This is a genomic window from Streptomyces sp. NPDC047981, assembly GCF_040653315.1.
Taxonomy (GTDB): domain Bacteria; phylum Actinomycetota; class Actinomycetes; order Streptomycetales; family Streptomycetaceae; genus Streptomyces.
The window spans coordinates 89,062-112,800 of the sequence record NZ_JBEZNQ010000018.1 but is presented as its reverse complement, the minus strand read 5'-3'; the positions used below and the strand labels follow the sequence as shown (position 1 = coordinate 112,800).

Below are 23,739 nucleotides of genomic sequence, written 5' to 3'. Positions count from 1 at the left end.
TCTGGCCGAAGCTCAGTCCTCGGCGGGGTTGCCGGGTGCGTGGCGGTGGTGGACGTAGCGGGCCTTCGTTCCGGTGCCGACGCGGACGGCGGTGCCATCCTCGGTCCACGTCCTGAGCCACCCGACCACCGTCTGCCGGGACGTGCCGTACTCGTCGACAAGGGCCCGCGCGATCGCGGACGCCCCGGTGCCTTCGGGTCCGGCGGCGAGGAGCGCCGCGAGGGCCGCGTTGCGGGCGGCGTTGTCCTCGTCGCGGAGCGCGGAGAGGTTCAGCCCTGCCGGCCGCTCGTTCTCCGGTTCGGCGTCCGGGTCGGGGGTGGTGGCGAACTGGGCGTCGATCTGCTCGCGGAACCGCCGCGCGAGCGCGTCCGCCTCGGACTCCGGTGCGGCCGACTTGTCGGTGCGGAGCGCGGACAGGTTCAGGCCTCCCTCCTGCTTGCCGGTCGGCTCCTGCCGGTTGTCCACAGCGCTGTGGGTGCGCATCCATGCGGTGCGGTCGGGGTCCCACCGCTCGGTGTAGGCGGCGCCTGCCGCGTGGCGGGAGGTGTCGTCGAGGGCGGGGTGCATGGTGCTGGTGGCGGCGACGATGTTGCGGATCTGGTTGGGCAGGATCCGCCAGTTCTTGAACAGCGCGGCAGGAGACTCGGGGGTGCCCATGAACCCGGCGCCCTTGTAGGGGGCCTGGTCGACCCGCAGGCCACGCGAGCCGGGGAAGACCTTGGACAGGTCCATGCCCTCGATCTCGCCGCCGGTCAGGCAGACGCGGGCCTTGGCCTCGCGGCGGATCATCAGGTTCCCCAGCACGGACCCGGTCGCGCCCAGAGCGGTGAGGACGGTCCGGATGCCCATGGCGCGCATCATCCGGATGATCTCCATGATCTTCTTGGCGAGTTCCTTGATGCGCCGGTCGTTGCTAATGAGGATCTCGGCGCCCTCGTCGATGACCAGCATGATCTGGGGAATCGACGGACTGACGGGAAGTTGGTCGGTGTTCCGCTCGGCCAGGAGATCCTGGTAGGCGACCTTGCGGTGATGCCCGATGGCGAGCGCCGTGTCGAGCATGAGCAGTGCTTCCTCGTAGGAGGCTGCGAGCCAGTCCACGCCCGGCGTGAGGCCGTCGATGAACCGGCCCTCGGCGTCGAGCGCCGGGCGGACCCAGGGCAGGCCGGCGGATCCGGCGTTGAGGTCGATGACCCAGGTCAGGACATCGGTGGTGCGGGCGAACCCGGCGAGGATGACGTGGACCATGTTCGTCTTGCCCGACCCTGTCGGCCCCACCACCAGCGCACACTGCTCGCGCAGGTAGACGCAGATCTCCTCCGCGTTCGTCCGGTATCCCCAGGGGATCCCGGTGTAGATCGACAGGGGGGTGTAGTCGGTGGGGTAGGTGATCTCCTCGGCGAGGACGTTGAGGGTGGTGACGTCGATCAGGACCCGCCCCTGGTTGATGCCGCGTGACGCGTTGGCGGTGCAGCCGTGCGGCAGGCGGGCGTCGGAGCCCAGTTGCGCGGCGTACTGGGCGATGCGGTCGTAGGTGGCACCGCCGGGCGGGAGTTCGGCGTCGATCGTGAACCCGGTGCCGGTCGGCCACATCTCCACCGCGAGGACGCGGACGGTGATGTTGCAGACGCGCTGGATCCGGTCCACCCACTCCGCGGCGATCGCGCGCCGCTCGGCGGAGAGCTCCGCCGCGACCTGGCGTTCGGCCTGCGCGATGGCCTCCAACTCCCGCGCCTCCTCGTACAGGAGCGTCGAGCGGGCGGCGGCTCCCAGGCCGACGCCGAGGGTGGCCAGGGAGCCGAGCGCGGCCCAGGTGAGAGGACCGGAAGCCATGGCCCAGGTGGTCCATCCCGCGCCGACCAGCCACGACGCGGCGCGCATGGTGACGGTGCGGGCGGAGAGGCGGTCGCGGAGGCTGGTGATCGTGTGGCCGATCGCGCCGGCGGCGCCGACGGCGAGGGCCCAGCCGGGGGGCATGCCGGTGGCGGCGCCGGTGGTGGCGATGGCGAGGGCTCCGGTGGTGGCGGACAGGGCGCCGGTCACGGGTCCGTGACCGGCCGCCCAGTCCCACACCGGCCCAGTAGAGGCGGTGTTGGATGCCATGGTCAGACGTTCCATCCCTTCTCGGCCTCGGACCCGTTGCGGGGGTCCTCGTGGCGGGCGATGTCCTGCTCGTGCGCGGAGCGGAACAGCGGCCCCATGTCCTCCGCGACCGTGACCGCGCTCATGAGGGCGTTGTAGATGTCGTTGAAGCCGTCCGCGACTTCCTTCTCCAGCGGGAACTCGGAGTCGGCGCGCTCGGCCAGGATCTGCATCACCCTCGCCACGCTCGTGAGCGCGGCCGGGAGCCCTTCGACCATGGCGAGGATCTCCATGGCGTTCTCGGGGTCGTAGCTGTTCGCCGCGGCTTCCATCTCCGCCGCGTGCTCCTCGAACCGGAAACCCGACACGTTCTCTCCCTCGCTGCTGCTGCTGTTGTTGCTGCTGTTGAGTGCGGCGGGAACGAGGCCGGCGGGCCGCTCCGCCATGTCGCTGATCTGCTCCGACGCGTCGTCCGCCGCCTGGGCGTCGATCGTGGCTTCCTCGTCCTGCAGGACGGCCCGGATCTCCTCGTCGCGGACCGCGCGCTGATCAGCGGCGGTCCGCGTGAGGCGGGCGAACAGGCGCCGGCCGGGGTGCATCAACCACGGAATGCCGAGCTTCCGCCCGAGCGGCGTCGTGAGCATCCCGACGATGCCCAGCGCCCCGGCGAGCAGGGCCGCGAGCAGGCGGCGGCGCTGGAAGCGGGCCGCCGACCTGCGCAGAGCCTTCCGGGCCGCCTTCCGGACGGGGGCCTTGCGGACCTGGTCGCGCTGGGAGTCGACCTGCCCGGCAGCCCGGCGGTCCCGCGCGGTACGGGCCCGCTCTATAGCTGCGCCACGGGCCTTGCTGATCCGGCCGGCGGCCCTGCCCACCGCCCGGCCGACCGGGCTCTTCTTCGCGAGCGAGGCGGTCCGCTGGGCGGCCTTGGCCTGGCGGCGGGCGTCCGCGACCGAGCGGCGGGCGCCCTTGGCATCGTTGCGGCGCTCCGCCCGGGACGGCGAGGCCTGCCGGGCTTGGTCACGCAGCGCCTTGACCTGCCCGACACGGCCCGCAGACCTGCGGGAACCCGTGGACGAACCCGGCGCGGACGCACCGGCCGTGAACGCCTTGCGGGTGCGGTTCAGCCCGGCCGTCTTCCTCCCAGCCGAGGTCGATCCAGTGGTGGCCCGGGATCCGGTGCCCCGTCCGCGACCAACGGCCTTGGTGGCGCCGGCGCTCCCGCTGCGGGTCTGCGTCGGTACTCGACCCGTACCGCGCCGACCGGCCGATGCCTCTCCCGACGCACTCCTCTTGCGGGCGGTACGGCCGTTGCCGGTCTTGGGGTTGGTCTTGGGGTCGCGGCGGTGTCGGGTGGCGGCGGCGGTGCCGAGGACGACGGCGCCGGTTGCGGCGACCGCGAGCGCGGCCGGGCCGCCAACCAGGGCTGCGGCGGCCAGGAGCGTCGTGGTGGCGTTAGCGCCGGTCACCGCGAGCGGCACGACCGGCCACCCACCCGGCGTGTGCTCCACGACCGGGGTGGCGGCGGGTGCCGGTTCGGGGGTGTGAGTCGGTGTCGTGTCGGGTGGGGCCTCGGTGGCTTCTACCGGGGCGAGGGTGGTGTCCGTCATGCTGGTGTGCACTCCTTCACGGAGAAGCAGCAGGGCCCACACGCGAGGCTTCCTAGGGCGGTGCGTGTGGGCCCTGCTGGGCGAGGTGTTGCAGGTCAGAACGCGCGGTGCCGCGCGGGCAGCGGCGGGGGCAGTTCGGCGGTGGGGATGCTGACGACGTGGGTGGTGTCGTCGACGTCGTCCCACGGGCCCGCGAGCTGGGTGTAGAAGACGCAGACGCGGGTCCCGTCGCGGTCGGCCGTCTCGTGGATCTGGGTGTCCTTGGCGACCTGCCGGGTCGAGTCGATCAACCGCAGCGCACTGTCCTTGGCGATGTCCAGGGAGACGACGTCGGCCGTGGTGCTGCCGGTGAGACGGGTCAGGATGTGCACGGTGGCGTTGCTCATGATCGGCCTCCATCAGACGGTGTCGGGTAGGCGCAGGGAGCGCACATGCCGAGCGAGGCCGGGATGCGGTACCCGGCGTCGCAGCGGCAGTTCGGGCAGATCCGGCGGGCCGTGTTCGCCCGCTCCAGGGCCGCCCAGCGGCCAGCAGTCATGGGGCGGACGGGCTTGGCCAGGTCCGACCCGGTACAGGTAGGCGACCAACGGGCCCCGCCGACGGCGGGAGCGTTCGACCTGAGCGGCAACGTCCTGACCACCGGGCCGAAGGCCCATCGCCCGCAGCTGGCGAAACGTCGCCAGCCCCTCGGGGGCGCACCGCCACCGGTAGGTGGGGATGGCGCCCATCACAGGCGGTGGTACGCGGCGCGGCAGAAGCCAGCGTGGTCGTTGGCGCTGCGACGGGTGGAGATGATGCCGTGCAAACCGTCGTCGTCGCCGCAGCCGTGGCAGCGCCAGCGCGAGCCCATATAGGCCGTGGTGCCGGTGACGTCGACGGCGGCGCCGACCTGATTGTGGAAGCGGATCAGGAGGTTGATCGGCTCCACGGGCGTGGTGTTCGGGGAGAGCTTCACGACGCGGCTCCTTCCAGAGCACGAGCAGACTCGGGGGCGGTGTCGCGCAGTTCCTGGTAGCGGGTGGAGACCCAGCCGATCGACCAGCCGCACAGCTCCGCAGCCGACCGCACCGGCACTCCCTCCGCGAACGCGGCGTTGATGATCCGGCGGGCCTGGTCTTCGGGAAGCTTGTCTTTCACCGGCCCGCCGGCGAGCAGCGCGGCCCGTTCACGAGCCGCCCGCTCCGCGCGCTCCGACTCCTCCCGCCGGGCGGCAGCTTCGCGCTCCAGACGCTCAGCCTCAGAGCGCTGAACGGCCTCGCGTTCAAGGCGTTCACGCTCCCGCTCCTGCTGTTCACGCTCGCGCTCACGCTGTTCACGGGCCACCTGCTCCGCCCGCTCACGCTCCTGCTCTTCGGCTCGCTCCGCACGCCTCGCGGCTTCCTCCCGCTCGGCCTGTTCACGGGCTAGGCGAGCCTCATGCTCGCGCTGTTCACGAGCGAGCGACTCGGCGTGCTCGCGCTCCTCGCGGACCCGCCGCGCCTCAGCCTCGCGCCGTTCCCGGAGTTCCCGGTCGCGCTCCGCCTGCTCGGCCTTCTGCTCGACCTCCAGCGCCGCGAGCGCGGCGGTGATGGCTCGGCGGTAGGCGAGTCCGGTCTCCGCTGTCACGATCAGCAGGAGCGGCGCGACCGCGTGCACGGCCACGCCCACCAGGTCTTTCCTCAGCGCAGACTCGGCCACGTTCAGCGCCAGGGTCATGCAGCCGGTCATCCACCGCAGCACGATTGGCCACCGGCCACCGTGCCCGCCCAGACGGGCGAGGACCGCGTCCAGGCGGACCACGATGACGACCGCCGCGTCGACCACGAGGGGGAGGATCGGAGCGGTCCAGTCCCACTTGTCGGGGGTGTGGGCCGCCATGAGCGGCGTGACGGTGAGGATCGAGTAGAGCATCGCGCCGGCCACGATCAGCCACGTCCCGACCGACAGCGCGCGCTCGGCTGAACGGATCTGAACACTGTTCATTCCCGCGCCTCCCGCGCTTCCTGTACCTCGATCGACGCGATCAGGTACGCCCGGGCGTCCGGGTCGTTCGGCCACAGGGTGGTCTCCGTCCAGGACCACTCGGCGCCGTCCGTGAACACGTAGCCGAGCGCGTTCAGCGCCCGTGAACGCTCCCGGGCGGTCGGCACGTCACCCGGCCCCAGGTCGTACTCGGGCCAGTCGGCGACCGGTCCGGGCAGGAGCACGTAGATGCGCCACCGGTCGTTCCGGCCGGTCATGTGCGCGGTGATCGCCGTGGCCATCACGCCACCTCCGGAGCCACCGCGGCGGCCTGGTTGGCGAGCGCGGTGCGGGCGGCGAGGACGCGGCGGTGAGCCCGGCGGATCCGGCGGGCGTCGTCGAGCGTGACCGGGGTGCGGTCCAGGACCGCGATCCGCGCGTCGAGCAGTTCGACCTCCGCCAGGATCAGCGGCATCTCCTGCTCGATCGCGTCCAGCTCAGCGTCCGACGGCTCACCGTCGAACGGGGTGGCCGTAACAACGGCCTGAAGTGCAGCGATGGACTTCATTGGGTGTGTTCCTCTCAGACAGGAACGGCCCGAAACGAGGCCCCGGAGTTGCACCTCCGGGGCCTCTCGCCGTTGGAACCATCCGGCTCCCCACCACCCCGCCCGTACGACCGAAGCCGGACGGGCGGAGGAGGCAACCGGCCGCAGCGGTGAGCTGCGGAGGTTGTGCGTACGTGTCTCGCCTTCGGGAGCGCGCTCCCGTTGAGGCTGCGAGACGGTGACCTTGCGGTCTTGCCCTCCGGTTGACCAGGGATCCGGGCCCCTCGGCCCGCTCTGTCCCGGGCCCCTTGACCCAGAACGCACCCAGTCGGGCACGCCAAGGTCCCGCACCCTTTGGCCAGTTGGACCGACCGGCGAGTACATCCCTAAGGTTCCCTAGGGTTCCCTGCGGTGTCAAGCGGTAAGCTAGGGAACCCCAGGGAAGTGACGACAGGGAGCAGGCGACATGGCAGGCCAGGCCGACAATCGGGCCCCTTACGCGAGAATCGCTGCCCACTACACAGAGCTGATTACGTCCGGTCAGCTACAGCCGGGCACCCTCTTGCCGAGCATCAAGAACCTCTCGGAGGAGTGGAAGGTCAGCACCGCTACCGCCGAGAAGGCGCTGCGCAAACTGCGCAACGAGGGGCTCGTTCGAGGCATCCACGGCATTGGCACCGAGGTTCTCGACCAGCCGGCGCCCATGTCCTCGGGTTCTCAGCGGCAGGACCGGGGGCGTCGCACCGGGTCCAGTTGGGGGGACGGCGAGAGGTCCGACTCGCACCAGGCTGCCGTGGTGCCCGCTCCCGCTGATGTGGCTCAGGCGCTGGACATCCAGCCCGGCGCCGAGGTGGTCCGCCGCAGCCGCGTATATAGAGACCGGCACGGAATCGTCGCTCACAGCACGTCCTGGATCCCCGCCCGGTACGGCAAGCTGATCCCTCAGCTAGCGGAGAGCGAGCGACTGACCGGGGGCACGTCGCTCCAGCTCATCGCCGAGGCGACCGGCCACCCGATCAGCCACCGCGTCGACACCGCGTCCGCGTCGTTGCTGACACCGGAGCACGCGCAGCTCCTCGAACTGGACCCCGACAACCTGCCCACGGCACCTGTCGTCGTCATGACGGCGAAGTTCGTAGACAGTGAGGGCAACACCGTTGAGTACGGCGTGGACCTTGGGGGTCCCGGCCGGACATGGCGCACCGAATCGGAGGTCTCGTGAGGGTCACGGACGACACGCTCACGAACGCGCTCGAAGAACGGCTCGGCGCACTGCTGGCGACCCGCAGGGCTGGCACAATCACGCCCGAAGCCGAAGTGGAGGTGGCCGCCATCTCCCGGACACTGTCGAGGCCGATGCCCACCTACCCGCCGCTCTGTGTCCTGATGGCCGGGCTTCCCGGCTCGGGCAAGACCACGCTTTCCCGCACACTCACCGCCCGCGGGTTCGTACGGCTGTGCCCGGACGAGGAGATGTTCCGTCGGCACGGTGTCTACGGGGTGGACTTCCCCCGGGGCGTCTTCCCGACGCTTGAGCAGCCGGTCCTCGAAGACGTGGCGGCTGATCTTCGGGATCAGCTCAAGGCGGGGCACGACGTCGTCGTGGACCATGGCTTCTGGACCCCGGAGGATCGGGCTAGGTGGCGCGCCATAGCCACCGACGCCGGCGCGACGCCCGTGCTCGTCTACCTCGAAGCCAGCCATGCCGAGCTGTGGGCGCGGATCAGTATGCGCAACGAGTTCCACGCGAACGATCCGAACTCGATCTACTTCTCCGAGAGTGACCTACAGCGGTACCGCACGCGGTTCATCCCTCCTCGGGCAGATGAACCGCACGTGTTGTACGACGGTGATCCTGGGACCGTGATCGCAGCCCTTGACGCCTCTCGCCTCTGACGCCGCTGCGAAGATCCACGCGCCTCCACCCAGGTTTGCCGTGAGGACGATCCGCAGCGCCATCACGGCCAGACCTGAGCAAGTTCAGTGGCGCATGATCAGAATCAGCACGGTTACGAGACTCGCGCCGACCAGCAGCGCCGCCCCAAGTTCCGCATCGTGCATTGCAGCGGCCGTACCAAGTGCTCCCACCATGAGCAACACCAGAGCCCGCAAGCTCATCTCCTCGTTCACCGAACCTCCATGCCGATTGCCGTTGTTTCGGTGATCTCAGCAGGCACTGGCGACTTCATGTGAACTTCTGAATGGCAGCTTCCAAGTTGCAGGACGCTCCGAAGAACCCCCTGCCCGCAGGGGGGTTTCACCTTAGAGTGGTGAAGATCTGAACCAATGAAGGGGGGCGTGGTGCAGGGAGCAAGGTCGTCGCTGCCGGACCCAGCCGCAGTTTCTTCGGTAGCCGAACTGGCTGCAGCCGCTAAGGCACTCGTCGCGGCACTCGGGCTCAAGCAGAATCAGGTAGCTCAGCGAAGCCAATTGTCAGAAGGCACCATCTCCGGTCTGTTCAACGGCAGATCCTGCCCGCGTGAGGACACCTTCGAGAGCTTCATCACCATGGGGTGCGACCAGCCGTGGAAGCCATGGCATGAGGCATGGGCGCGTGCTCGTTCAGAGCGGCGGCGGCCTTCTTCGAGTGATCTATCTGCGCAGGTTGAGGAGCTGCGAGCGCAGATCGAGTGCCTCGAAGCAACTATCAAGACCTTGAGTGCTTCGATCAACGAGCTCCTGCTCAAAAGCGCCACGCCGTCGCCTCCGCAGGACTGGGCACAGCAGTCACGTCGTGAGCGAGGAGTCGCGTTTCTAGCTGCAGTCGGCCCTGCAGACTTGATCGTCACGTCTGGGCTCAGAACGCGGATAGTCCTTGCCGATCAAGTGGAAGCCTTTTTGGCAAGGGTTCGAGAGCTGGCTCTGCAGGACATGAACGAACTCGCTAGCTTCGTGCTTACGCACACCGGAGCTTTCTCGCGGGTGTTCGCGGATGAGCCCTGGGACACTGGCTACGACGAGGTGGATGTAGCCAAGTACGTGAGCCGACTTCGGGAAGAGGTCAACCGATACTTGGGAGTCGAGCCGGCGACCCAAGCTGAGACGAACGCCCCTCTTCTGAGCGACCCATGGACAACGGAATCAGCTTCCGCATGGAGTGTCGAGAGCGAGCCCGCAGGCGGACGCAGGCCCGCAGGAGGGTACGGCGACGAACCACCATTCTGACGAGACACCGTTGGGGAGCGGGCCAGCCCGCTCACCCTGCACCACCAGCGCACCACCTAGGGCGGTAAACGGCGGTCAGTGACGGTCCGTCGGTCGGACCACGGGACGAGTGGCTCTGCCTGAAATTGCTGGTCCCGTGCACTAGGCTGGTGATCGGCTCAAGATTCCCAAGCTTATAGCGCGGGTTCGATTCCCGTCATCCGCTCTTGAACGAAGGCCCTGGTCAGCGACCAGGGCCTTCGTCGTTTGCCGAGACGCCTACCGCGACGGCCACGCCTGGCCGAGGGCTCGGCCAGGGGTGGCGCCGTCGGCGCGGAGACCCCAGCGGTTCACCGGGGGATCAGGGCCGCCACCCCGTCGAGGATCCGCTCCAGACCGAAGTCCAGCGGGCTCCCGTCTCGCGGAGCGAAGGCGCCCGCCGCGATCGCCTCCGTCAGGGCGGGAAAGCGCTCCTCGTGCCGCTCCATGACCTCGGCCGTCAGCTGCGCCCACTCTTCGCTCGCGGCCTCGTCCTGGTCGACGTACTGCTGAGCGACATGACGAATGTGGCCCACGAGCAGCAGAAACGTGTCATGTCGCTGGGGGGCGGACAGCCCCGTTCCGGCCAGCGCGGCCAAGGCGGTGTCCAGCCACTCGAGTTGATGAGGGCCCATGATCTGGCGGCGCGTGCCGGTCGCCGCCAGGATCCACGGGTGGCGGCGGTACATCGCCAGGCACTGCCGGGCCCACTCGGTCAGTTGCGGGCGCCAGCCGCCAGGGACGCCGGCGACGGCTGCCGGGGGGCCGATCGCGAGGTCGACCATCAGGTCGAGGAGTTCCGTCTTGCCGGGCACGTACCGGTAGAGCGCCATCGCGGTGACGCCGAACTCCTTGGCGACCCGCGCCAGCGAGACCGCGGCCAGGCCCTCCCTGTCGGCGATCCCGATGGCCGCCTCCGCGATCCGCCCCGCGGTGAGCGAGGGCTTCGGGCCCCTGCTCGGCAGCTCCTGCTCGCCCCAGAGCAACGCGAAGCTCGCCTTCACGTCGACCTGCTTCGGGGACTTCTTCGCGACCACCCGCGCCTCCTTCACCGGTATCCGTTGACACCTCACCCTAACTGTTTATAGCGTATAGCCAACCGCTTACGTCATATACAGTTTTTCTCGAACCGGAACCAGGGAGTCGTCATGATCGCCACCATCGCCATCACCTCCGCAGCTGCCCTCCTTGCCGCGCCCGCGATCGGCGTCCTCGGCCACCGCGCCCTCAAGCGTTCACGCAACGACTCCCTGATGAAGATCACTTCCCGGAACGGGATCGACGAGCAGGGCTTCGTCCGCATCGGCGGCATCGAGCAGTGGATCTCGATCCGCGGCGAGGACCTGGCCAATCCGGTCGTCCTGGAACTGCACGGCGGCCCCGGAGCCTCGACCGCGATCTTCGGGCCGCGCACGAGATCCTGGGAGAAGCACTTCACGATCGTCCGCTGGGACATGCGCGGCACCCTCAAGACCCTCGGCCGCAGCGGTCCTGAAGGTCAGGGCGAGATGACCTTCGACCGGATCTACGCGGACGCGATCGAGGTCACCGACCACATCCGCACCCGCCTGGCCGTCGACAAGGTCGCGCTGCTCGGCCACTCCTACGGAAGTGCCTTCGGCCTGCGGCTCGCCCGCGAGTTCCCCGAGCGCTACTCCGCATATGTCGGCACCGACCAGAACATCCACGACGCCGGTCGCGACAACTCCGTACACCAGGCCCTGCTCGCCCGGCTGCGCGCGGCCGGAAAGCGCAAGGAACTGGCGGCGGTCGAGGCGCTCCACCCCGATGAGCGTCGATGGACGGCCCGCGAACGCGCGATGCACGCCAAGCTGCTGGCCACCAGCGACCCCCTGACCCTGGAGACGATGAAGAAGATCGTCATGGGGTCCCTGTGGTTCTCACCGCTGCACTCGCTACGCGAGCTGGGGCGCTTCCTCCAGGGAATGACCCTCTCGGAGCAGATCGCTCAGGGCACCGCCGGGTTCGACGACTGGGCGGACGGCACGACGTTCGAACTCCCCTTCTTCCTCTTCCAGGGCGAGAAGGACGTCCTCACCTCGCCGGAGCTCGCCCGCCGGTTCTTCGACGACGTCCAGGCGCCGGTGAAGGCTTTCGCGCTGATCGAGGACTGCAGCCACTTCGCGGCGTTCCGACGGCCGGAACGGTTCCTGGAGCTGCTCCTGGCCCATGTGCGTCCGTTGGTCACCGGAGAGTCGGCTCTCGCGGCAGAGGCATGACCTGGGTGTCGCTCAGCCGGCCGAACGGCAGCAGGATCGCTCCCGTGAACGACCGCCCTGGTCAGCGACCAGGGCGGTCATCGTCGGCTGGACCTGTTCAGCCCTTGGCCAGAGCCCGTACGCCCACGGCGGTCGCGGTCAGCCCCGTCAACAGGCCGACATAGGCCCCGCCCAGGCCGTTGCCGGTGCCGAGGCCGCCGGACGCGGTGGCCGCGACGAACCCGCCGAGTACCAGGGCGATCAGGCCGGCCGAGAGGGCCACGAAGGCCCCGGGCCGCCAGGCGCGGCGGAGAGCCCGCCAGCCGGCGGCCACGCCGATCAGCCCGAGGACCGCGGCGGTGGCGGCACCCGCCCGCCCGGCGCTCACGTGCAGGACACTGGCGGCGACCGGCTGGATCTCGGCAAGCGCGTATCGGACGGACATGACGTGCTCCTTCTCCTCCTGCGATCAATGCCCTCCGAGCATGTCCGCCGGGCCCACCTCGGGTCATCCAGCAGCAGCGGACACCGCGCACTGCCACGAACGCGGCAGAAACAGTGGAGGTACCGCGCGCGCGGTAGCCGTCCTCTCCTCCGCCGGACGGACCCGCCGGAGAGGCTCCTTGGGTAGGTTGCGCGCATGAGCAGCGCAGCACGGTCCGGTCCGCGAGCCGAGGCACGAGCGGCCGTCGTGGACATCGCGATCGCCGTCGGCGTCGGTGCGGCGCTGCTGATCACGGGCCTTTCCCGGCAGCGCTTCGCCACCGGACCCGACCCGGTCGACCTGCTCGGCCTTGCCCTTCTCGCGGCCGGCGGCCTCGTTCTCGTCGCACGCCGGCGTGCCCCGGTCGCCGTCCTGGCCGTCACCGGCCTGTGCGCGGCCGGGTACCAGGCAGCGGGCTTCGACGTGCCTGCCGTCGCCTTCCTGTTCGCCGTCCACGCGGCCGTACGGGCCGGCCACCGTACGCTCACCATCGCGGCCGGCGTCGCCATGCTCGCCGCCCTCCCCGTCGCCGCCCTGGTCTCGGGCATGAGCGACCTGGGCGGGGCGCTCGCGCGGTCCCGGGGCGCCCTGGAGATCGCCTGGCTGATCGCCGCCGGGGCCGCGGGCGAGGCGCTGCGGCAGGCCGAGCGGCGCGCGGACGAGGCCGAACGCACCCGGGAGGAGACCGCGCGGCGGCGCGCCGACGAGGAGCGCCTGCGCATCGCGCGAGAGCTGCACGACTCCCTCACCCACCAGATCTCGGTCATCAAGGTGCAGGCCGAGGTCGCCGTGCACGTGGCCCGTAAACGGGGCGAGCACATACCGGACGCACTGCTGGCGATCCAGGCGGCCGGACGTGAGGCGAGCCGGGAACTGCGCGCGACGCTGGAGGCCCTGCGCGACGACGGCACGACCCCGCCACGCGGACTCGATGACGTCCCCGAACTCATGGAACAGGCCCGCAGGATCGGTCTGAACGCCACGCTGAAGGTCGAGGGACATCCGCACGACGTGCCGGCCGCGGTGGACCGGACCGTCTACCGGGTCGTCCAGGAGTCGCTCACCAACATCGCCCGCCACGCCCACGCCGCCACGGCATCGGTCGGCATCGACTGGCGTCCTGACGCCCTCGCGATTCGCGTCGACGACGACGGCAAGGCCACCCCGAACACGGCTCCCACCTCCGGCTTCGGGCTGCTCGGCATGCGCGAGCGGGTCACCGCCCTCGGCGGCCGGCTGCGCGCCGAACCGCGCCCCGACGGCGGCTTCACCGTCCAGGCCGAACTCCCCCTGGACCGGACGCCGTGATCCGCGTCGTGCTGGTGGACGACCAGCCACTCATCCGCAGCGGGTTCCGCGCCCTCCTCGATCTGGAGGACGACATCGAGGTGGTGGCCGAGGCGGGCGACGGAAGGGAAGGCCTGGCCCTGGTCGGCGAGCACCTGCCCGACATCGCGCTCATCGACGTCCAGATGCCCGTCATGGACGGCATCGAGACGACGCGGCGCATCGCCGCGGACCCCGCCCTGGCCGGAGTTCACGTCGTCATCCTCACCAACTACGGCTTCGACGAGTACGTCTTCGAGGCACTGCGCGCGGGCGCGACCGGATTCCTCGTCAAGGACGTCCTGCCGGAAGACTTCCTCCACGCCGTGCGCGTCGCCGCGCGCGGGGACGCGCTGCTCGCACCGTCGATCACCCGCAAGCTGATCAACCGGTACGTCGCCCAGCCGCTCGAAGCCACGGCCCGCGTCGGGCTGGAGGAGCTGACCAACCGGGAACGCGAGGCCGTCGCCCTGGTCGCCCAGGGCCTGTCCAACGACGAGATCGCCGACCGGATGGTGATCACCCCGATGACCGCGAAGACCCACATCAACCGGGCCATGACCAAGCTCCACGCCCGCGACCGCGCCCAACTCGTCATCCTGGCCTACGAATCCGGCCTGGTCACCCCGCGCACCTCCTGACGCCCACCGAGCAGCACGGCGAGGAGGGAGCCCGCCTCGCCAGGGCAGCTACGCCCCGCGCGCGGTGATCACACGGCGTCCGCCGTCGACGGGTGGGGTGCCTACCTCGACTCGCGGCCCGTGCCCGGGGTCGACGGAGCGGACCCGCCTGGAGGCGCTCGTCGAGGCCGAGGCGGAGTTCGGAGAGGAAGGCCCTCGCGACACTGGGCGCCTGCTTCGATATGTGTCAACATAGATGCATGTCGAACGTCTCCGCGCTGCCGCTTCTCGAGCCCGAGGTCGCCCCCTGCTGCCCGCCGCTCACCGAGCGCCCGCTGAACGCCGAGGAGGCCGAGCGGACCGCGAAGATGTTCAAGGCCCTCGGCGATCCGGTCCGGCTGCGCCTGTTCTCGGCGGTCGCCTCGCACGAGGGCGGCGAGGCATGCGTCTGCGACATCTCCGACGTCGGCGTCTCGCAGCCGACCGTCTCCCACCACCTGAAGAAGCTGAAGGAAGCGGGTCTGCTCTCCTCCGAGCGGCGCGGGACCTGGGTCTACTACCGCGTGGAGCCCGACGTTCTCGCCGCCATGGGCAAGCTGCTCACCAACGCCGCTCCGGCATGACGCTGCCTGGGTGGGTGTCCTGACCGAGGCTGGAGTTGCGTCCGCGGAAGGGGTCACGATGACGTCCTGGGTACCGGACTCGTGCACACTGCCCACCGGCGAGCAGCCGCTGCGGGTCGCCGAGTTCGACACGCTGTTCGCCGCGCATCTGACAGATCTGGCCCGGCCGGGCCCACACCGGTTGCGACTGGCGTTCGCCAGGTCCGAAGGTGTCGAGGAGACGGTGCGCGACCTCGTCGCGCGCGAGAGCGGCTGCTGCTCGTTCTTCCGCTTCGCCATCACCCCCGGCCCGGAGCAGATCCGTCTGGACATCTCCGTCGACAGCCCCCACGAGGCGGTGCTGGACGCCCTCCAGGAGCGGGCCGCAGGGCTCGGCAGAACGCCGGCCGCTCACAACGGGCAGCGGCCCTGGAGGACCCGGCCGGCCAGGGAAGAAGGCGGCCTCGGCGTGCCGGCCCGATGAGGTCCCCGTCGGCTAGCGGGCGGCCGGAGCGCCGGCCAGGCGGGTCGTCAGCACGCTCAGCCACAGCAGGCCGAGGCCGGCGCCGATGGTGAACGCCAGGACCGAGGCGGCCGAGGCCATGAACCCGGCGAGGACGGCCACGGGGACGACGCGGGAGGCGATGGCGCAGCCCCGCAGGCCCCGGGCGGCGAGCGGGCGGGCCAGGACGACGAACGCGGCGCACAGGGCCAGGTAGCCGATCATTCCGGCGAACATGTGGGCGGCGCCGTGCCCGCTCATCTCGGTCGCCGTGGGCGCCCCGGCCGGGAAGCCGGCCCCGGCGTCGGCGGGGAAGGCCGCCGCAGCCCAGAAGGAGACGCCGAAGACAGCGACGAGGGCCGGACCCCACGTCCCGCCGGGGCCACCGCGCAGTGCCCGCCGCAGTCCGACCGCACCGGCCAGCAGCAGCGCGCCGGTGAGCAGGAAGCTCGACGTCTGTATCCAGCCCGCCTCGCCGAGGGCGAGCTGGCTGATCGCGTTCCGGGTGAAGCCGAAGCCGTCCCGCACGAAGCCCTGGACGAGTCCGACCACCAGGAACAGCGGCCCCGCCACCACCCCACCGGCCAGGGCCCAGCGTGCGGCGCGCGACGTGGGCACGGCGGAAACGGCGTGGCCGGGAGCGGTGAGCATGTCGGTCATGGCGGGGCCTTTCCTCGCTTCGATGTCGTCCCCCCTATGACCGACGGCGAAGAGGAGAGTCATCGCTCCCGTCGAGGTGCACTGGATCACACGTGGGCAGGACGGCTTCCCACCCGCGTCGCGCACACCGCCCGAAGAGGGCATGCCACCACGTGAGGCGGGTTCAGTCGGTCGGGCGCCGCGGGGCGCTTGCCACCCCTGCCTCCCGGCCGCTCAGCGCGGCGTCCAGCGTCTCCTGTGCCGTGCGCATGGCGTCGGCGTACTTCGGCTCCGACATGCGCTCCCAGGCCCGGTCCGGTGCGACGTCCTCCACGCGGCTCGTCACCCACCAGATGTTGCCGAACGGGTCCCGTACCCGGCCCCCGCGATCCCCCCACGCGCTGTCGGCGCACTCGGTGATCACCTGCGCCCCGTGCCTGACCGCGGCCGCCATGGCGGCGTCCGCGTCGGGGACGTAGACGCGCAGCAGCGCGGGCATCACCGGCCAGTCGGGCCGTCGGTCGAACGCCAGCACCACCGTGTCGCCGACACGGATCTCGCCGTGCCCGATGGTGCCGTCCTCGACCGGCACCCGTGCGAGTTCCTCGCCGCCGAACGCGGCGGTGACGAAGTCGAGCAGCGCGCCGGTGTCGTCGGTGACCACCCACGGCGCGACGCTGGTGTAGCCCTCGGGTGCGGTGTGACTCATCGGTCTCGTCCCCTCGTGCGGTTCCTCGTGACGTGACGACCCTAGGACGCAACTAGGACAGCTGCTGGCCTGGATGGCGCGGAATCCAGCACCACCCCGGCCCGTGGTCTGCGCTCGCAACGCATCGATCGCTGGTCCGCGTCAGCCCCGTGACAAGCTGCTCGGATGCCGTCCGTCGACCAGGAGTCCTGGGAAACCGCAGTCCATCACCTGTACGAGGACGCGTACGCGTACGTCGCCACAGGTCCACGCCGCCACGAGGACTGGACGCTCGATGTCCTCGCGGTCATGGCCCGTGTGCCGGACCCTCGGGGTTGGACCGGCGTCGACGATGCCGCGCGGGACCCGGACCGGGTGGGGAACCCGATCCATCCCTTCGCCGATCGCTCGCCGGAGTACGTCGCGCGCCGGCTCCAGAGGATCGATCGGGAAAGCGCCGAGAACCTGCTCCTCGCTCTCACTGAGGACGGCTGCACCCTCTCCAACCTCCAGTACTTCAGCGAGTCCCCGGACGAGCTCCGCGCGATGGCGCGCACGATCCTGGCGCGATACGGAGATGAAGCCGGCTTTCACACCAACGTCAAGAAGCCTGCCCACGTGCGTGGCACGCTCGACTTCACGACACGGAACCGGGCGTACAGCCCGCTGAGCGTCTACACGGAGGACTGCGGCCTGGTCGTCGTCGCGGACACCGAGGTGGGCTTGTTCTGGAACTTCGCCGACTACTGATCGGGCAGACGGTGCGAGACAGCGAGGCCGTCGGCTTCGCCGGTCGTTCCCCACGGGCCTGCGATACGTTCCCCGCCATGACCGAACCCGGAATGTTCGCCTGGCCGCCCTCCCCGCTACCGACCGAACGGCTCGTCCTGCGCGAGTCCGAGGCCCGCGATCGCGCGGTGTTCGTCGAGCTGTTCGCCTCACCCGAGGTCGGCACCTACGTCGGCGGCGCCCGGCCGCGCGAGGAACTTCAGCGTGCGATGCCCGAGGTGCCCGGCCGGCGTCCCGGCTGCTTCGTCGTCGAACTCGACGGGACGATGATCGGCCTCCTCACGCTCGACCCTCGCGACGCCGAGCGGCGGGGACATGTCCGCCCCGAGGCCGGGGAGGCCGAACTCGGCTACCTGTTCCTGCCACGGGCGTGGGGGCACGGCTACGCCTTCGAGGCGTGCGCGGCGGCACTCGACTGGTTCTCCGGCGCACGCCCCGGCGAGCCCGTGGTGCTCTCCACCCAGAGCGCCAACGAGCGCGCGATGCGGCTCGCTTCGAAGCTGGGCTTCGTCGAGGTCGAGCGGTTCGAGGAGTACGGCGCCGAGCAGTGGTTCGGCGTGCGTCGCCCCTCGGCCGCGCCGGCCGGCTGAAGGGCGGCGCCCGCCGAGTGCCTGCTGCGGGTGAGGTGGGAGGGAGGGCGTTCGGGCGTTCGCCGGGCGTCCCTTGCGAAGCGGAACAGCGTTCCGTATCGTTCTTTGCGGAACAGGGTTCCGTTTTGGTGACTGCCGACGCCCCCGTACGGAAGGAACTGCCATGCCCGACTCGACGACCACATCCACATCCGCCCCCGTGGTCACGGTGCTCTCCGCCAAGCCGGTCGTCCTGCCCGCGCCGGGCCGCGGTGACGACCTCGAGGTGCGGGTGTCCGCGCCCGTGGGCGGGAGCGCGCTGCCCGTGATCGTCTTCTCGCACGGGTTCGGCTGGTCGATGGACGGCTACGCGCCCCTCGCGGACCACTGGGCCGCCCAGGGCTTCGTGGTCGTCCAGCCCACCCACCTCGACTCCCGCACCCTCGCCCTCCCCGCCGACGACCCGCGCACCCCGCACATCTGGCGCCACCGGATCGAGGACATCACCCGCGTCCTCGACGGCCTCGACGCCCTGGAGGCGGCCGTGCCGGGCCTCGCCGGGCGCGTCGACCGCGACCGCGTCGCGGTGGCCGGGCACTCCTGGGGAGCCCAGACGGTGAGCACGCTGCTGGGGGCCCGGGTGCTCGACGCCGACGGCGCACCCGGCGAGGACATGTCCGACCCCCGGGTCACGGCGGGCGTCCTGCTCGCCCTGACCGGCCTCGGTGACGACCTGACGCCCTTCGCCGCCGAGCACTTCCCCTTCATGCGGCCGTCGTTCGCGACCATGACCACGCCGGCCCTCGTCGTCGCGGGGGACAGGGACCAGTCCCACCTGTCCACGCGCGGACCGGACTGGTTCACCGACCCGTACACGTACAGCCCGGGTGCCAAGAGCCTGCTCACGCTGTTCGGCGCGGAACACTCCCTCGGCGGCGTCCCCGGTCACGACGTCAGCGAGACCACCGACGCGTCACCCGCCCGTGTCGCCCTGATCCAACGTCTCACCACGGCCTATCTGCGCGACGCCCTCCAGGGCGACGACACGGCGTGGAAGGCCGCTATCACCGCCCTGGACACGGATCCCGACCCGCTCGGAACGCTCCGGAGCAAGTGACCGAGGGGAGTGGGGGGAGCAACGACGCGATTGGGGCGTACGGCGCCGCGCGCAGGGCAGGTTTCCGCCGCCCGCAGAGGGGGACAGAACCCCCGCAGACGGCGGATCGCATGCTCCCTTCCGTGACGGAAGTTCCACGGAGCCCCGGCCGTCTCGTTCGACTCAGAGAGACCGGGAACGGGAAATGGACTACTGCTCCTCGTGCCGGCGGCACCTCAACGGCGCGTTGATGTGCCCCGGTTGCGGCGTGTACGCCCCGGACCTGGCCCCTGCCCCGGCCGCCGATGCCTCGGTGGCCGCACCGGTCGCCGCGGAAGGGCGCGCGGCGCGGCGGCGGCAGCGGGAGCGGTGGCGGAGGAACAAGCGCCGGGCCGTGGTCGCGACCGCCTTCGCGCTCGTGGGCGGCGGCCTGACCGTGTCCGCGATGGAGCGGCAGTCCGGCGACACGTCACAGGCGGCCACGGCTCCCGAGAACCCCGGAGCCGACACCGTCGGGGAGGCCACGGGACCCGCCGAGAAGGACGTCCGCCCGACGTCCGTACCTCCCGCCCGGCACCACGTCTCGGCGCCGCGGCCGTCCTCCGCGCAGTCGTCCGCTCCGGCGCTGTCCGAGAGCCCGCGCCCGCACTCCGGTGCCCACCTCTCGCCCGAACCGCCGCGCGTACGGCCGGCGGTCACCGTCCCCGTCCAGCCGCGCGCGACGGCCACCCCGGCCGCCCCGCGGCCCGACCGCGCCACCGCTCCGTCTCCCGCGCCCGCACGGGCCGTGCCCGCCCAAGCCGCACCGGCCGAGACCGCGCCCGCCACCCCGGTCGCCCCCGCACCCACCGCACCCGCCCCCGCACCGGCGCCGGGCACCACCTCGCCCGCGGAGCTCTGTCTGCTCGTCGTCTGCCTCGACCTCGGCTGAGCGCGCCGTCCGGGCCGGACACGACCGAAGGCAGAACACGTCGTCAGGCCGAACATGACCTCAGGCCGAACATGACGGAAGTCTGACGTCGTCGCCTCCACCCTGGAGTCCCGGACCCCGCGGTGGTCGAATCGAGCGGTGACCACAGATCCGACCGACAGCGAAGGCGCCCCCGTCGGGCGCCGCCTGGTGCTCGGCATGCTCGGGCTCGGGGCGGCGGGGCTCGCCGTCGCCCCGTACGCGCAGCGCGCCTTCGAGGGCGCGCTCGCGGCCGCCGCGGCGAAGGATCCGACAGGGCTCACCGGGCTCGTCCCCACCGGGGGCGGATTCCGGTACTACTCCGTCACCTCGTCCGTACCGCGGAAGGACGAGCGGAACTACCGGCTCACCGTGGACGGTCTCGTCGACCGCCCCGCGACGTACACCCTCGACGAGCTGCGCGCGCTGCCGCAGACCCGGGTCGTACGCGACGTGCAGTGCGTCACCGGATGGCGGGTGCCGCAGACGGCCTTCTCCGGCGTCACCCTGTCGCGTCTCCTCGACGCCGCGGGGGTACGTCCCGAGGGCAGGGCGATCCGCTTCACCTGCTTCGACGGCGCGTACAGCGAGAGCCTCACGCTCGCGCAGGCCCGGCGCGACGACGTGCTGGTCTGTCTGCGGATGCGGGACGAGCCGGTCAGCCACGCGCACGGCGGCCCGGTCCGGCTCTACGTCGCGCCCATGTACTTCTACAAGTCGGCGAAATGGCTCTCCGGGATCACCGTCACCCCTGACGTCCGCCCCGGCTACTGGGAGGAGCGGGGCTATGACATCGACGCCTGGGTCGGCCGGTCCAACGGCCGCGACGACACCCCGACCGTCTGAACCCCCCGTGTCCGAACCCCCGGCGCCCGAACCCCGACCGTCCGAACGCCGACCGTCCGAACCCCTGCCGTCCGACCCTCCACCGTCCGAACCCCCGGCGCGCGTCCGCAGGTTCACGTCCGCCGAGCGCTGGGCGCACCGGACGACGGCCGCCCTGACGCTGCTGTGCGTGGCGACCGCCGCCGCCCTGTACGTGGCGCCGATCGCCCAGCTCGTCGGCCGTCGGCACCTCGTCGTCACCGTCCACGAGTGGTCCGGGCTGCTGCTGCCCGTGCCCTTCCTGTTCGGTCTCGCGTCCGCCGCCTTCCGGGCCGATCTGCGCAGGCTCAACCGCTTCGGACCGCACGACCGGGTGTGGCTGCGCGCGGCCCGCCGCCGCGACCACCGGCCGGAGTCCCGGCCCGCAGGCAAGTTCAACGCCGGGCAGAAGGTCTACGCGTCGTGGATCGCGGGCGCCGTCCTGGTGATGCTGGTGACCGGGCTGCTGATGTGGTTCACCCGGCTGACGCCGCTGGAGTGGCGCACCAGCGCCACCTTCGTGCACGACTGGCTCGCCCTCGCCGTCGGTGTGGTGCTCGCCGGGCACATCGCGAAGGCGTTCGCCGATCCCGAGGCGCGCAGGGGCATGCGGACCGGGTCGGTCGAGCGGTCGTGGGCGGAGCGCGAGCATCCGTTGTGGCGGCCCACGGACGCCCCGCCGGCGGACGGCGGGAAGCGGTGGCGAGCGCTCTTGCGCCGACTGGCCGGGGTCCGTCACGCCATCCGGTGAGCCGGGCTGCCGGAAGGCGCAATGACGACGGTCTCCCGTGGTGGGCCCCAGGGCGGAATCACAGACTCCGGATCATGAGAAACCGCACGAATGTCCGGCCACGGGCGCGCGCCGGAACGCGCGCCAAAGCCGCCGGGCTCGCCTACGTCGCCGCCCTCGCGGCCCTCCCCGTCCTCGTCGTCGGCCCCGGCGCGGCTCCCGCGCAGGCCGCTCCGCTCCCCGGCGGGCTCGGTCCCTGCGTACCCGGCACCTGCCCGCCCGGCCCCTACCCGCAGATCGGCAGCGGGACGATCCAGTACCGGGACAACGGGATCAACGTCTTCGTCGGCGACGACTTCCTCGTCCGCGGCTCCGCCGCCGAGGCGGAGGGCCGGGTCGTCGTCCTGGACGACTTCGACATGAACAAGAACGCCCAGGCGGGCGGGAACTACAACATCGGCGAGGCCGGCGTCGGCTCCCGCGTCCCGCCCGCGGCCGGCACGGACTGGATGACCACCGGCGGCGACATCACCGTGGCCGCGAACCAACAGGTCCTGGCCGAGGCCGGACGCGTACGCCACGCGGGCACGGTCACCGGCACCGTCAGGTCCACGCTCGTCCAGGACGCCGCCGCCACCGCCCCGTTCACCGCCCTGCGGGACCAGCTGACCACCGCGAGCCGCTGCTACGCCCGCGTCGACGGCAACCCGCGCACGCCCACCGGCACCGCCGTCAACGAGGGCGAGCAGACGCGCTTCACCGGCGACGGCAGCTCCGCCCTCCAGGTGTTCAACGTCGACTTCGACATGACCAAGGCGGACGGGGGCCAGCAGGGCGTCGTCTTCGCCCGCATCCCGGCGAACGCCACCGTCCTCGTCAACATCACGGGCCCCCGCTTCACCCTCAACACCTACAGCGGCGGCATCGCCGACGCGACCGACCCGCTCAACGCCTACCGCGAGCGGCTGCTCTGGAACATCCCTGACGCGACGACGGTCAACCTCACCGGCACCGGCCAGTTCCAGGGCAGCTTCCTCGTCGGCGAGCAGTCCTCGGCCACCACGGTGACCCTGCCGGGCGTCAACGGCCGCTTCTTCACCACCGGTTCGCTCACCCACACCAGCGCCGCCTCGGGCGGCGGAGGCCAGGAGTTCCACGCGTACCCCTTCAACGGGGACCTGCCGGACTGCGGCAACACCCCGCCCGTCACCACGGGCGACGTGAAGGTGGTCAAGGAGGACGCCGTGACGGGCGCCGCGCTGGGCGGGGCCACGTTCCAGCTGTGGGAGGAGACCAACGGCATCCCCGGCCTCCAGACCGGCGGCGCCGACCCGGACACCGCCGTCGGCGACGTCTGCACGACCGGCGCGGCCGACGGAGTCTGCTCCCGGACCGTGCCCACCGGGACGTACTACTGGCAGGAGACGGGCGCCCCGCCCGGCTACGACCTGCCCGCCAACCCGGTCTTCGGGCCCCTGGTCCTCACCGAGGAGAACGCCGCCGACGGCGTGACCGTCACGGCCGAGAACACCCCCGCCGACAACCCGAACGCGACGGGCGAGGTGCGGGTGCGCAAGACGGACGCGGCGACCGGCGGCCCGCTGGGCGGCGCCTGGTTCCAGCTCTGGCGGGAGACCAACGGCATCACCGGTCTCCAGCCCGGCGGCAACGACCCCGACACACAGGTGGGCAGGCTGTGCGTCACCGGCGCCGACGGCCTGTGCGTCCGGACCGTGGAGACGGGGACGTACTACTGGCAGGAGACCCGCGCCCCCTCCGGGTACCAGGTGCCCGACCCCAACGTCTTCGGGCCGCTGGTCCTGACCGCGGAGAACGCCACCGCGGGCGTCACCGTCCAGGCCGCCAACACCGCGATCCCCGTCCCGCCCGTCGACGGCTCGCTCACGATCACCAAGGTCGACGCCAAGAGCGGACTGCCGCTGCGCGGCGCGGTGTTCGAGCTGTGGAAGGAGACCAACAGCACCACCGGCCTCCAGACCATCGGCATCAACGCCGACTCCCGCATCGGGACCGAGTGCACCACCACCGCCGCGGGCGTCTGCGCCTTCGAGGACCTGGAGAAGGGCACGTACTACGCGCGGGAGACGGACGTCCCCGACGGCTATGTCCTGCCCGCCGACCCGGTCTTCGGCCCGTACGTCGTCGACGCCGGCCACGAGGACGTGACCGCCAGGCTGACCAACAGCCGTGAGGAGCCCTGCAAGGACATGGGCTACGGCGACGAGCACCCGTGCGAGGACGCGGGCTACGGCGACCCGGGCCAGGGCGCCACGGCCTGACG

General features: G+C 71.2%; 27 protein-coding genes and 1 pseudogene. 15 read left to right on the top strand and 13 right to left on the bottom strand.

The features are described 5' to 3' along the window. Positions 1 to 12: 12 nt before the first annotated feature. The 8 genes and pseudogenes from AB0E14_RS13840 to AB0E14_RS13805 all read right to left on the bottom strand — a co-directional run bounded on the left by AB0E14_RS13840 (position 13) and on the right by AB0E14_RS13805 (position 6,198). Positions 13 to 2,103 carry a hypothetical protein gene (locus AB0E14_RS13840; RefSeq protein WP_362415959.1) on the bottom strand — a complete coding sequence of 697 codons (2,091 nt, stop codon included), beginning with the start codon at positions 2,101 to 2,103 and terminating at the stop codon, positions 13 to 15. Positions 2,104 to 2,105: 2 nt separating this feature from the next. Beyond that, entirely contained in the window at positions 2,106 to 3,689 is a 1,584-nt protein-coding gene (locus tag AB0E14_RS13835; protein WP_362415957.1) for a hypothetical protein, read from the bottom strand. Positions 3,690 to 3,784: 95 nt separating this feature from the next. Next, entirely contained in the window at positions 3,785 to 4,075 is a 291-nt protein-coding gene (locus AB0E14_RS13830; protein WP_362415955.1) for a hypothetical protein, read from the bottom strand. Then, positions 4,072 to 4,417: pseudogene (locus tag AB0E14_RS13825) on the bottom strand (RRQRL motif-containing zinc-binding protein). Before AB0E14_RS13825 ends, AB0E14_RS13830 begins: the two are co-directional and overlap by 4 nt. Beyond that, positions 4,417 to 4,644 (bottom strand): hypothetical protein, encoded by a 228-nt coding sequence (locus tag AB0E14_RS13820; RefSeq protein ID WP_362415953.1) that lies wholly within the window; start codon positions 4,642 to 4,644, stop codon positions 4,417 to 4,419. The pseudogene AB0E14_RS13825 and the gene AB0E14_RS13820 overlap by 1 nt, the downstream one beginning before the upstream one ends. Continuing rightward, a complete protein-coding gene (locus AB0E14_RS13815; RefSeq protein WP_362415951.1) occupies positions 4,641 to 5,651 on the bottom strand; it encodes a DUF2637 domain-containing protein in 1,011 nt (336 codons plus the stop codon). The genes AB0E14_RS13820 and AB0E14_RS13815 overlap by 4 nt, the downstream gene beginning before the upstream one ends. Continuing rightward, positions 5,648 to 5,932, bottom strand: a complete 285-nt coding sequence (locus AB0E14_RS13810) for a DUF6303 family protein (RefSeq protein ID WP_362415949.1) — start codon at positions 5,930 to 5,932, stop codon at positions 5,648 to 5,650. Before AB0E14_RS13810 ends, AB0E14_RS13815 begins: the two co-directional genes overlap by 4 nt. Then, positions 5,932 to 6,198, bottom strand: coding sequence for a DUF6284 family protein (locus AB0E14_RS13805; RefSeq protein ID WP_362415947.1), 267 nt, complete (start codon positions 6,196 to 6,198; stop codon positions 5,932 to 5,934). Before AB0E14_RS13805 ends, AB0E14_RS13810 begins: the two co-directional genes overlap by 1 nt. A gap of 445 nt (positions 6,199 to 6,643) precedes the next feature. On the opposite strand from AB0E14_RS13805, the gene AB0E14_RS13800 reads away from it, so the two are divergent. After that, positions 6,644 to 7,399 carry a GntR family transcriptional regulator gene (locus tag AB0E14_RS13800; RefSeq protein WP_362415945.1) on the top strand — a complete coding sequence of 252 codons (756 nt, stop codon included), beginning with the start codon at positions 6,644 to 6,646 and terminating at the stop codon, positions 7,397 to 7,399. Continuing rightward, on the top strand, positions 7,396 to 8,073 hold the full coding sequence (locus tag AB0E14_RS13795) for an ATP-binding protein (RefSeq protein ID WP_362415943.1): 678 nt from the start codon (positions 7,396 to 7,398) through the stop codon (positions 8,071 to 8,073). Before AB0E14_RS13800 ends, AB0E14_RS13795 begins: the two co-directional genes overlap by 4 nt. 84 nt (positions 8,074 to 8,157) lie before the next feature. On the opposite strand, the gene AB0E14_RS13790 is transcribed toward AB0E14_RS13795, so the two are convergent. After that, positions 8,158 to 8,307 (bottom strand): hypothetical protein, encoded by a 150-nt coding sequence (locus tag AB0E14_RS13790; protein WP_362415941.1) that lies wholly within the window; start codon positions 8,305 to 8,307, stop codon positions 8,158 to 8,160. 168 nt (positions 8,308 to 8,475) lie between these two features. Between AB0E14_RS13790 and AB0E14_RS13785 the strand changes: the two genes are divergently transcribed. After that, on the top strand, positions 8,476 to 9,342 hold the full coding sequence (locus AB0E14_RS13785; RefSeq protein WP_362415939.1) for a helix-turn-helix domain-containing protein: 867 nt from the start codon (positions 8,476 to 8,478) through the stop codon (positions 9,340 to 9,342). Positions 9,343 to 9,671: 329 nt separating this feature from the next. On the opposite strand, the gene AB0E14_RS13780 is transcribed toward AB0E14_RS13785, so the two are convergent. Further along, positions 9,672 to 10,397, bottom strand: coding sequence for a TetR/AcrR family transcriptional regulator (locus tag AB0E14_RS13780; protein ID WP_362415937.1), 726 nt, complete (start codon positions 10,395 to 10,397; stop codon positions 9,672 to 9,674). A gap of 111 nt (positions 10,398 to 10,508) precedes the next feature. Here AB0E14_RS13780 and AB0E14_RS13775 point away from each other — a divergent pair, with 111 nt between their 5' ends. After that, positions 10,509 to 11,600, top strand: coding sequence for an alpha/beta hydrolase (locus AB0E14_RS13775; protein ID WP_362415935.1), 1,092 nt, complete (start codon positions 10,509 to 10,511; stop codon positions 11,598 to 11,600). Positions 11,601 to 11,697: 97 nt separating this feature from the next. On the opposite strand, the gene AB0E14_RS13770 is transcribed toward AB0E14_RS13775, so the two are convergent. After that, positions 11,698 to 12,024: a DUF6223 family protein gene (locus tag AB0E14_RS13770; RefSeq protein WP_362415933.1), complete on the bottom strand. Its 327-nt coding sequence runs from the start codon at positions 12,022 to 12,024 to the stop codon at positions 11,698 to 11,700. 195 nt (positions 12,025 to 12,219) lie between these two features. Between AB0E14_RS13770 and AB0E14_RS13765 the strand changes: the two genes are divergently transcribed. The 4 genes from AB0E14_RS13765 (at position 12,220) to AB0E14_RS13750 (ending at position 15,095) form a co-directional block, all read left to right on the top strand. After that, the gene (locus tag AB0E14_RS13765) at positions 12,220 to 13,371 is read left to right on the top strand and encodes a sensor histidine kinase (protein ID WP_362415931.1); all 1,152 of its coding nucleotides are present in this window, start codon (positions 12,220 to 12,222) and stop codon (positions 13,369 to 13,371) included. Continuing rightward, on the top strand, positions 13,368 to 14,030 hold the full coding sequence (locus AB0E14_RS13760; RefSeq protein ID WP_362415929.1) for a response regulator transcription factor: 663 nt from the start codon (positions 13,368 to 13,370) through the stop codon (positions 14,028 to 14,030). The genes AB0E14_RS13765 and AB0E14_RS13760 overlap by 4 nt, the downstream gene beginning before the upstream one ends. A 239-nt stretch (positions 14,031 to 14,269) precedes the next feature. Beyond that, entirely contained in the window at positions 14,270 to 14,632 is a 363-nt protein-coding gene (locus AB0E14_RS13755) for a metalloregulator ArsR/SmtB family transcription factor (protein ID WP_362415927.1), read from the top strand. Positions 14,633 to 14,690: 58 nt separating this feature from the next. Further along, a complete protein-coding gene (locus AB0E14_RS13750) occupies positions 14,691 to 15,095 on the top strand; it encodes a hypothetical protein (RefSeq protein WP_362415925.1) in 405 nt (134 codons plus the stop codon). Positions 15,096 to 15,107: 12 nt separating this feature from the next. Here the strand turns inward: AB0E14_RS13750 and AB0E14_RS13745 are convergent, their stop codons facing one another. Both AB0E14_RS13745 and AB0E14_RS13740 read right to left on the bottom strand, forming a co-directional pair. Beyond that, complete coding sequence (locus tag AB0E14_RS13745; protein ID WP_362415923.1) at positions 15,108 to 15,773, bottom strand: DUF998 domain-containing protein; 666 nt, start codon at positions 15,771 to 15,773, stop codon at positions 15,108 to 15,110. A gap of 163 nt (positions 15,774 to 15,936) precedes the next feature. Further along, complete coding sequence (locus tag AB0E14_RS13740) at positions 15,937 to 16,461, bottom strand: VOC family protein (protein ID WP_362415921.1); 525 nt, start codon at positions 16,459 to 16,461, stop codon at positions 15,937 to 15,939. Between the two features lie 165 nt (positions 16,462 to 16,626). Between AB0E14_RS13740 and AB0E14_RS13735 the strand changes: the two genes are divergently transcribed. The 7 genes from AB0E14_RS13735 (at position 16,627) to AB0E14_RS13705 (ending at position 23,737) form a co-directional block, all read left to right on the top strand. Next, on the top strand, positions 16,627 to 17,190 hold the full coding sequence (locus tag AB0E14_RS13735) for a hypothetical protein (RefSeq protein WP_362415919.1): 564 nt from the start codon (positions 16,627 to 16,629) through the stop codon (positions 17,188 to 17,190). Between the two features lie 77 nt (positions 17,191 to 17,267). Continuing rightward, positions 17,268 to 17,819 (top strand): GNAT family N-acetyltransferase, encoded by a 552-nt coding sequence (locus AB0E14_RS13730; protein ID WP_362415917.1) that lies wholly within the window; start codon positions 17,268 to 17,270, stop codon positions 17,817 to 17,819. 163 nt (positions 17,820 to 17,982) lie between these two features. Next, entirely contained in the window at positions 17,983 to 18,915 is a 933-nt protein-coding gene (locus AB0E14_RS13725) for a dienelactone hydrolase family protein (RefSeq protein ID WP_362415915.1), read from the top strand. A 184-nt stretch (positions 18,916 to 19,099) separates the two neighbouring features. Then, positions 19,100 to 19,825: a hypothetical protein gene (locus AB0E14_RS13720; RefSeq protein ID WP_362415913.1), complete on the top strand. Its 726-nt coding sequence runs from the start codon at positions 19,100 to 19,102 to the stop codon at positions 19,823 to 19,825. Between the two features lie 198 nt (positions 19,826 to 20,023). Next, entirely contained in the window at positions 20,024 to 20,689 is a 666-nt protein-coding gene (locus AB0E14_RS13715; protein ID WP_362415991.1) for a molybdopterin-dependent oxidoreductase, read from the top strand. Further along, positions 20,631 to 21,458, top strand: coding sequence for a cytochrome b/b6 domain-containing protein (locus AB0E14_RS13710; protein ID WP_362415911.1), 828 nt, complete (start codon positions 20,631 to 20,633; stop codon positions 21,456 to 21,458). Before AB0E14_RS13715 ends, AB0E14_RS13710 begins: the two co-directional genes overlap by 59 nt. 74 nt (positions 21,459 to 21,532) lie before the next feature. Continuing rightward, positions 21,533 to 23,737 (top strand): choice-of-anchor A family protein, encoded by a 2,205-nt coding sequence (locus AB0E14_RS13705; protein ID WP_362415909.1) that lies wholly within the window; start codon positions 21,533 to 21,535, stop codon positions 23,735 to 23,737. The last annotated feature ends 2 nt before the right edge of the window (positions 23,738 to 23,739 follow it).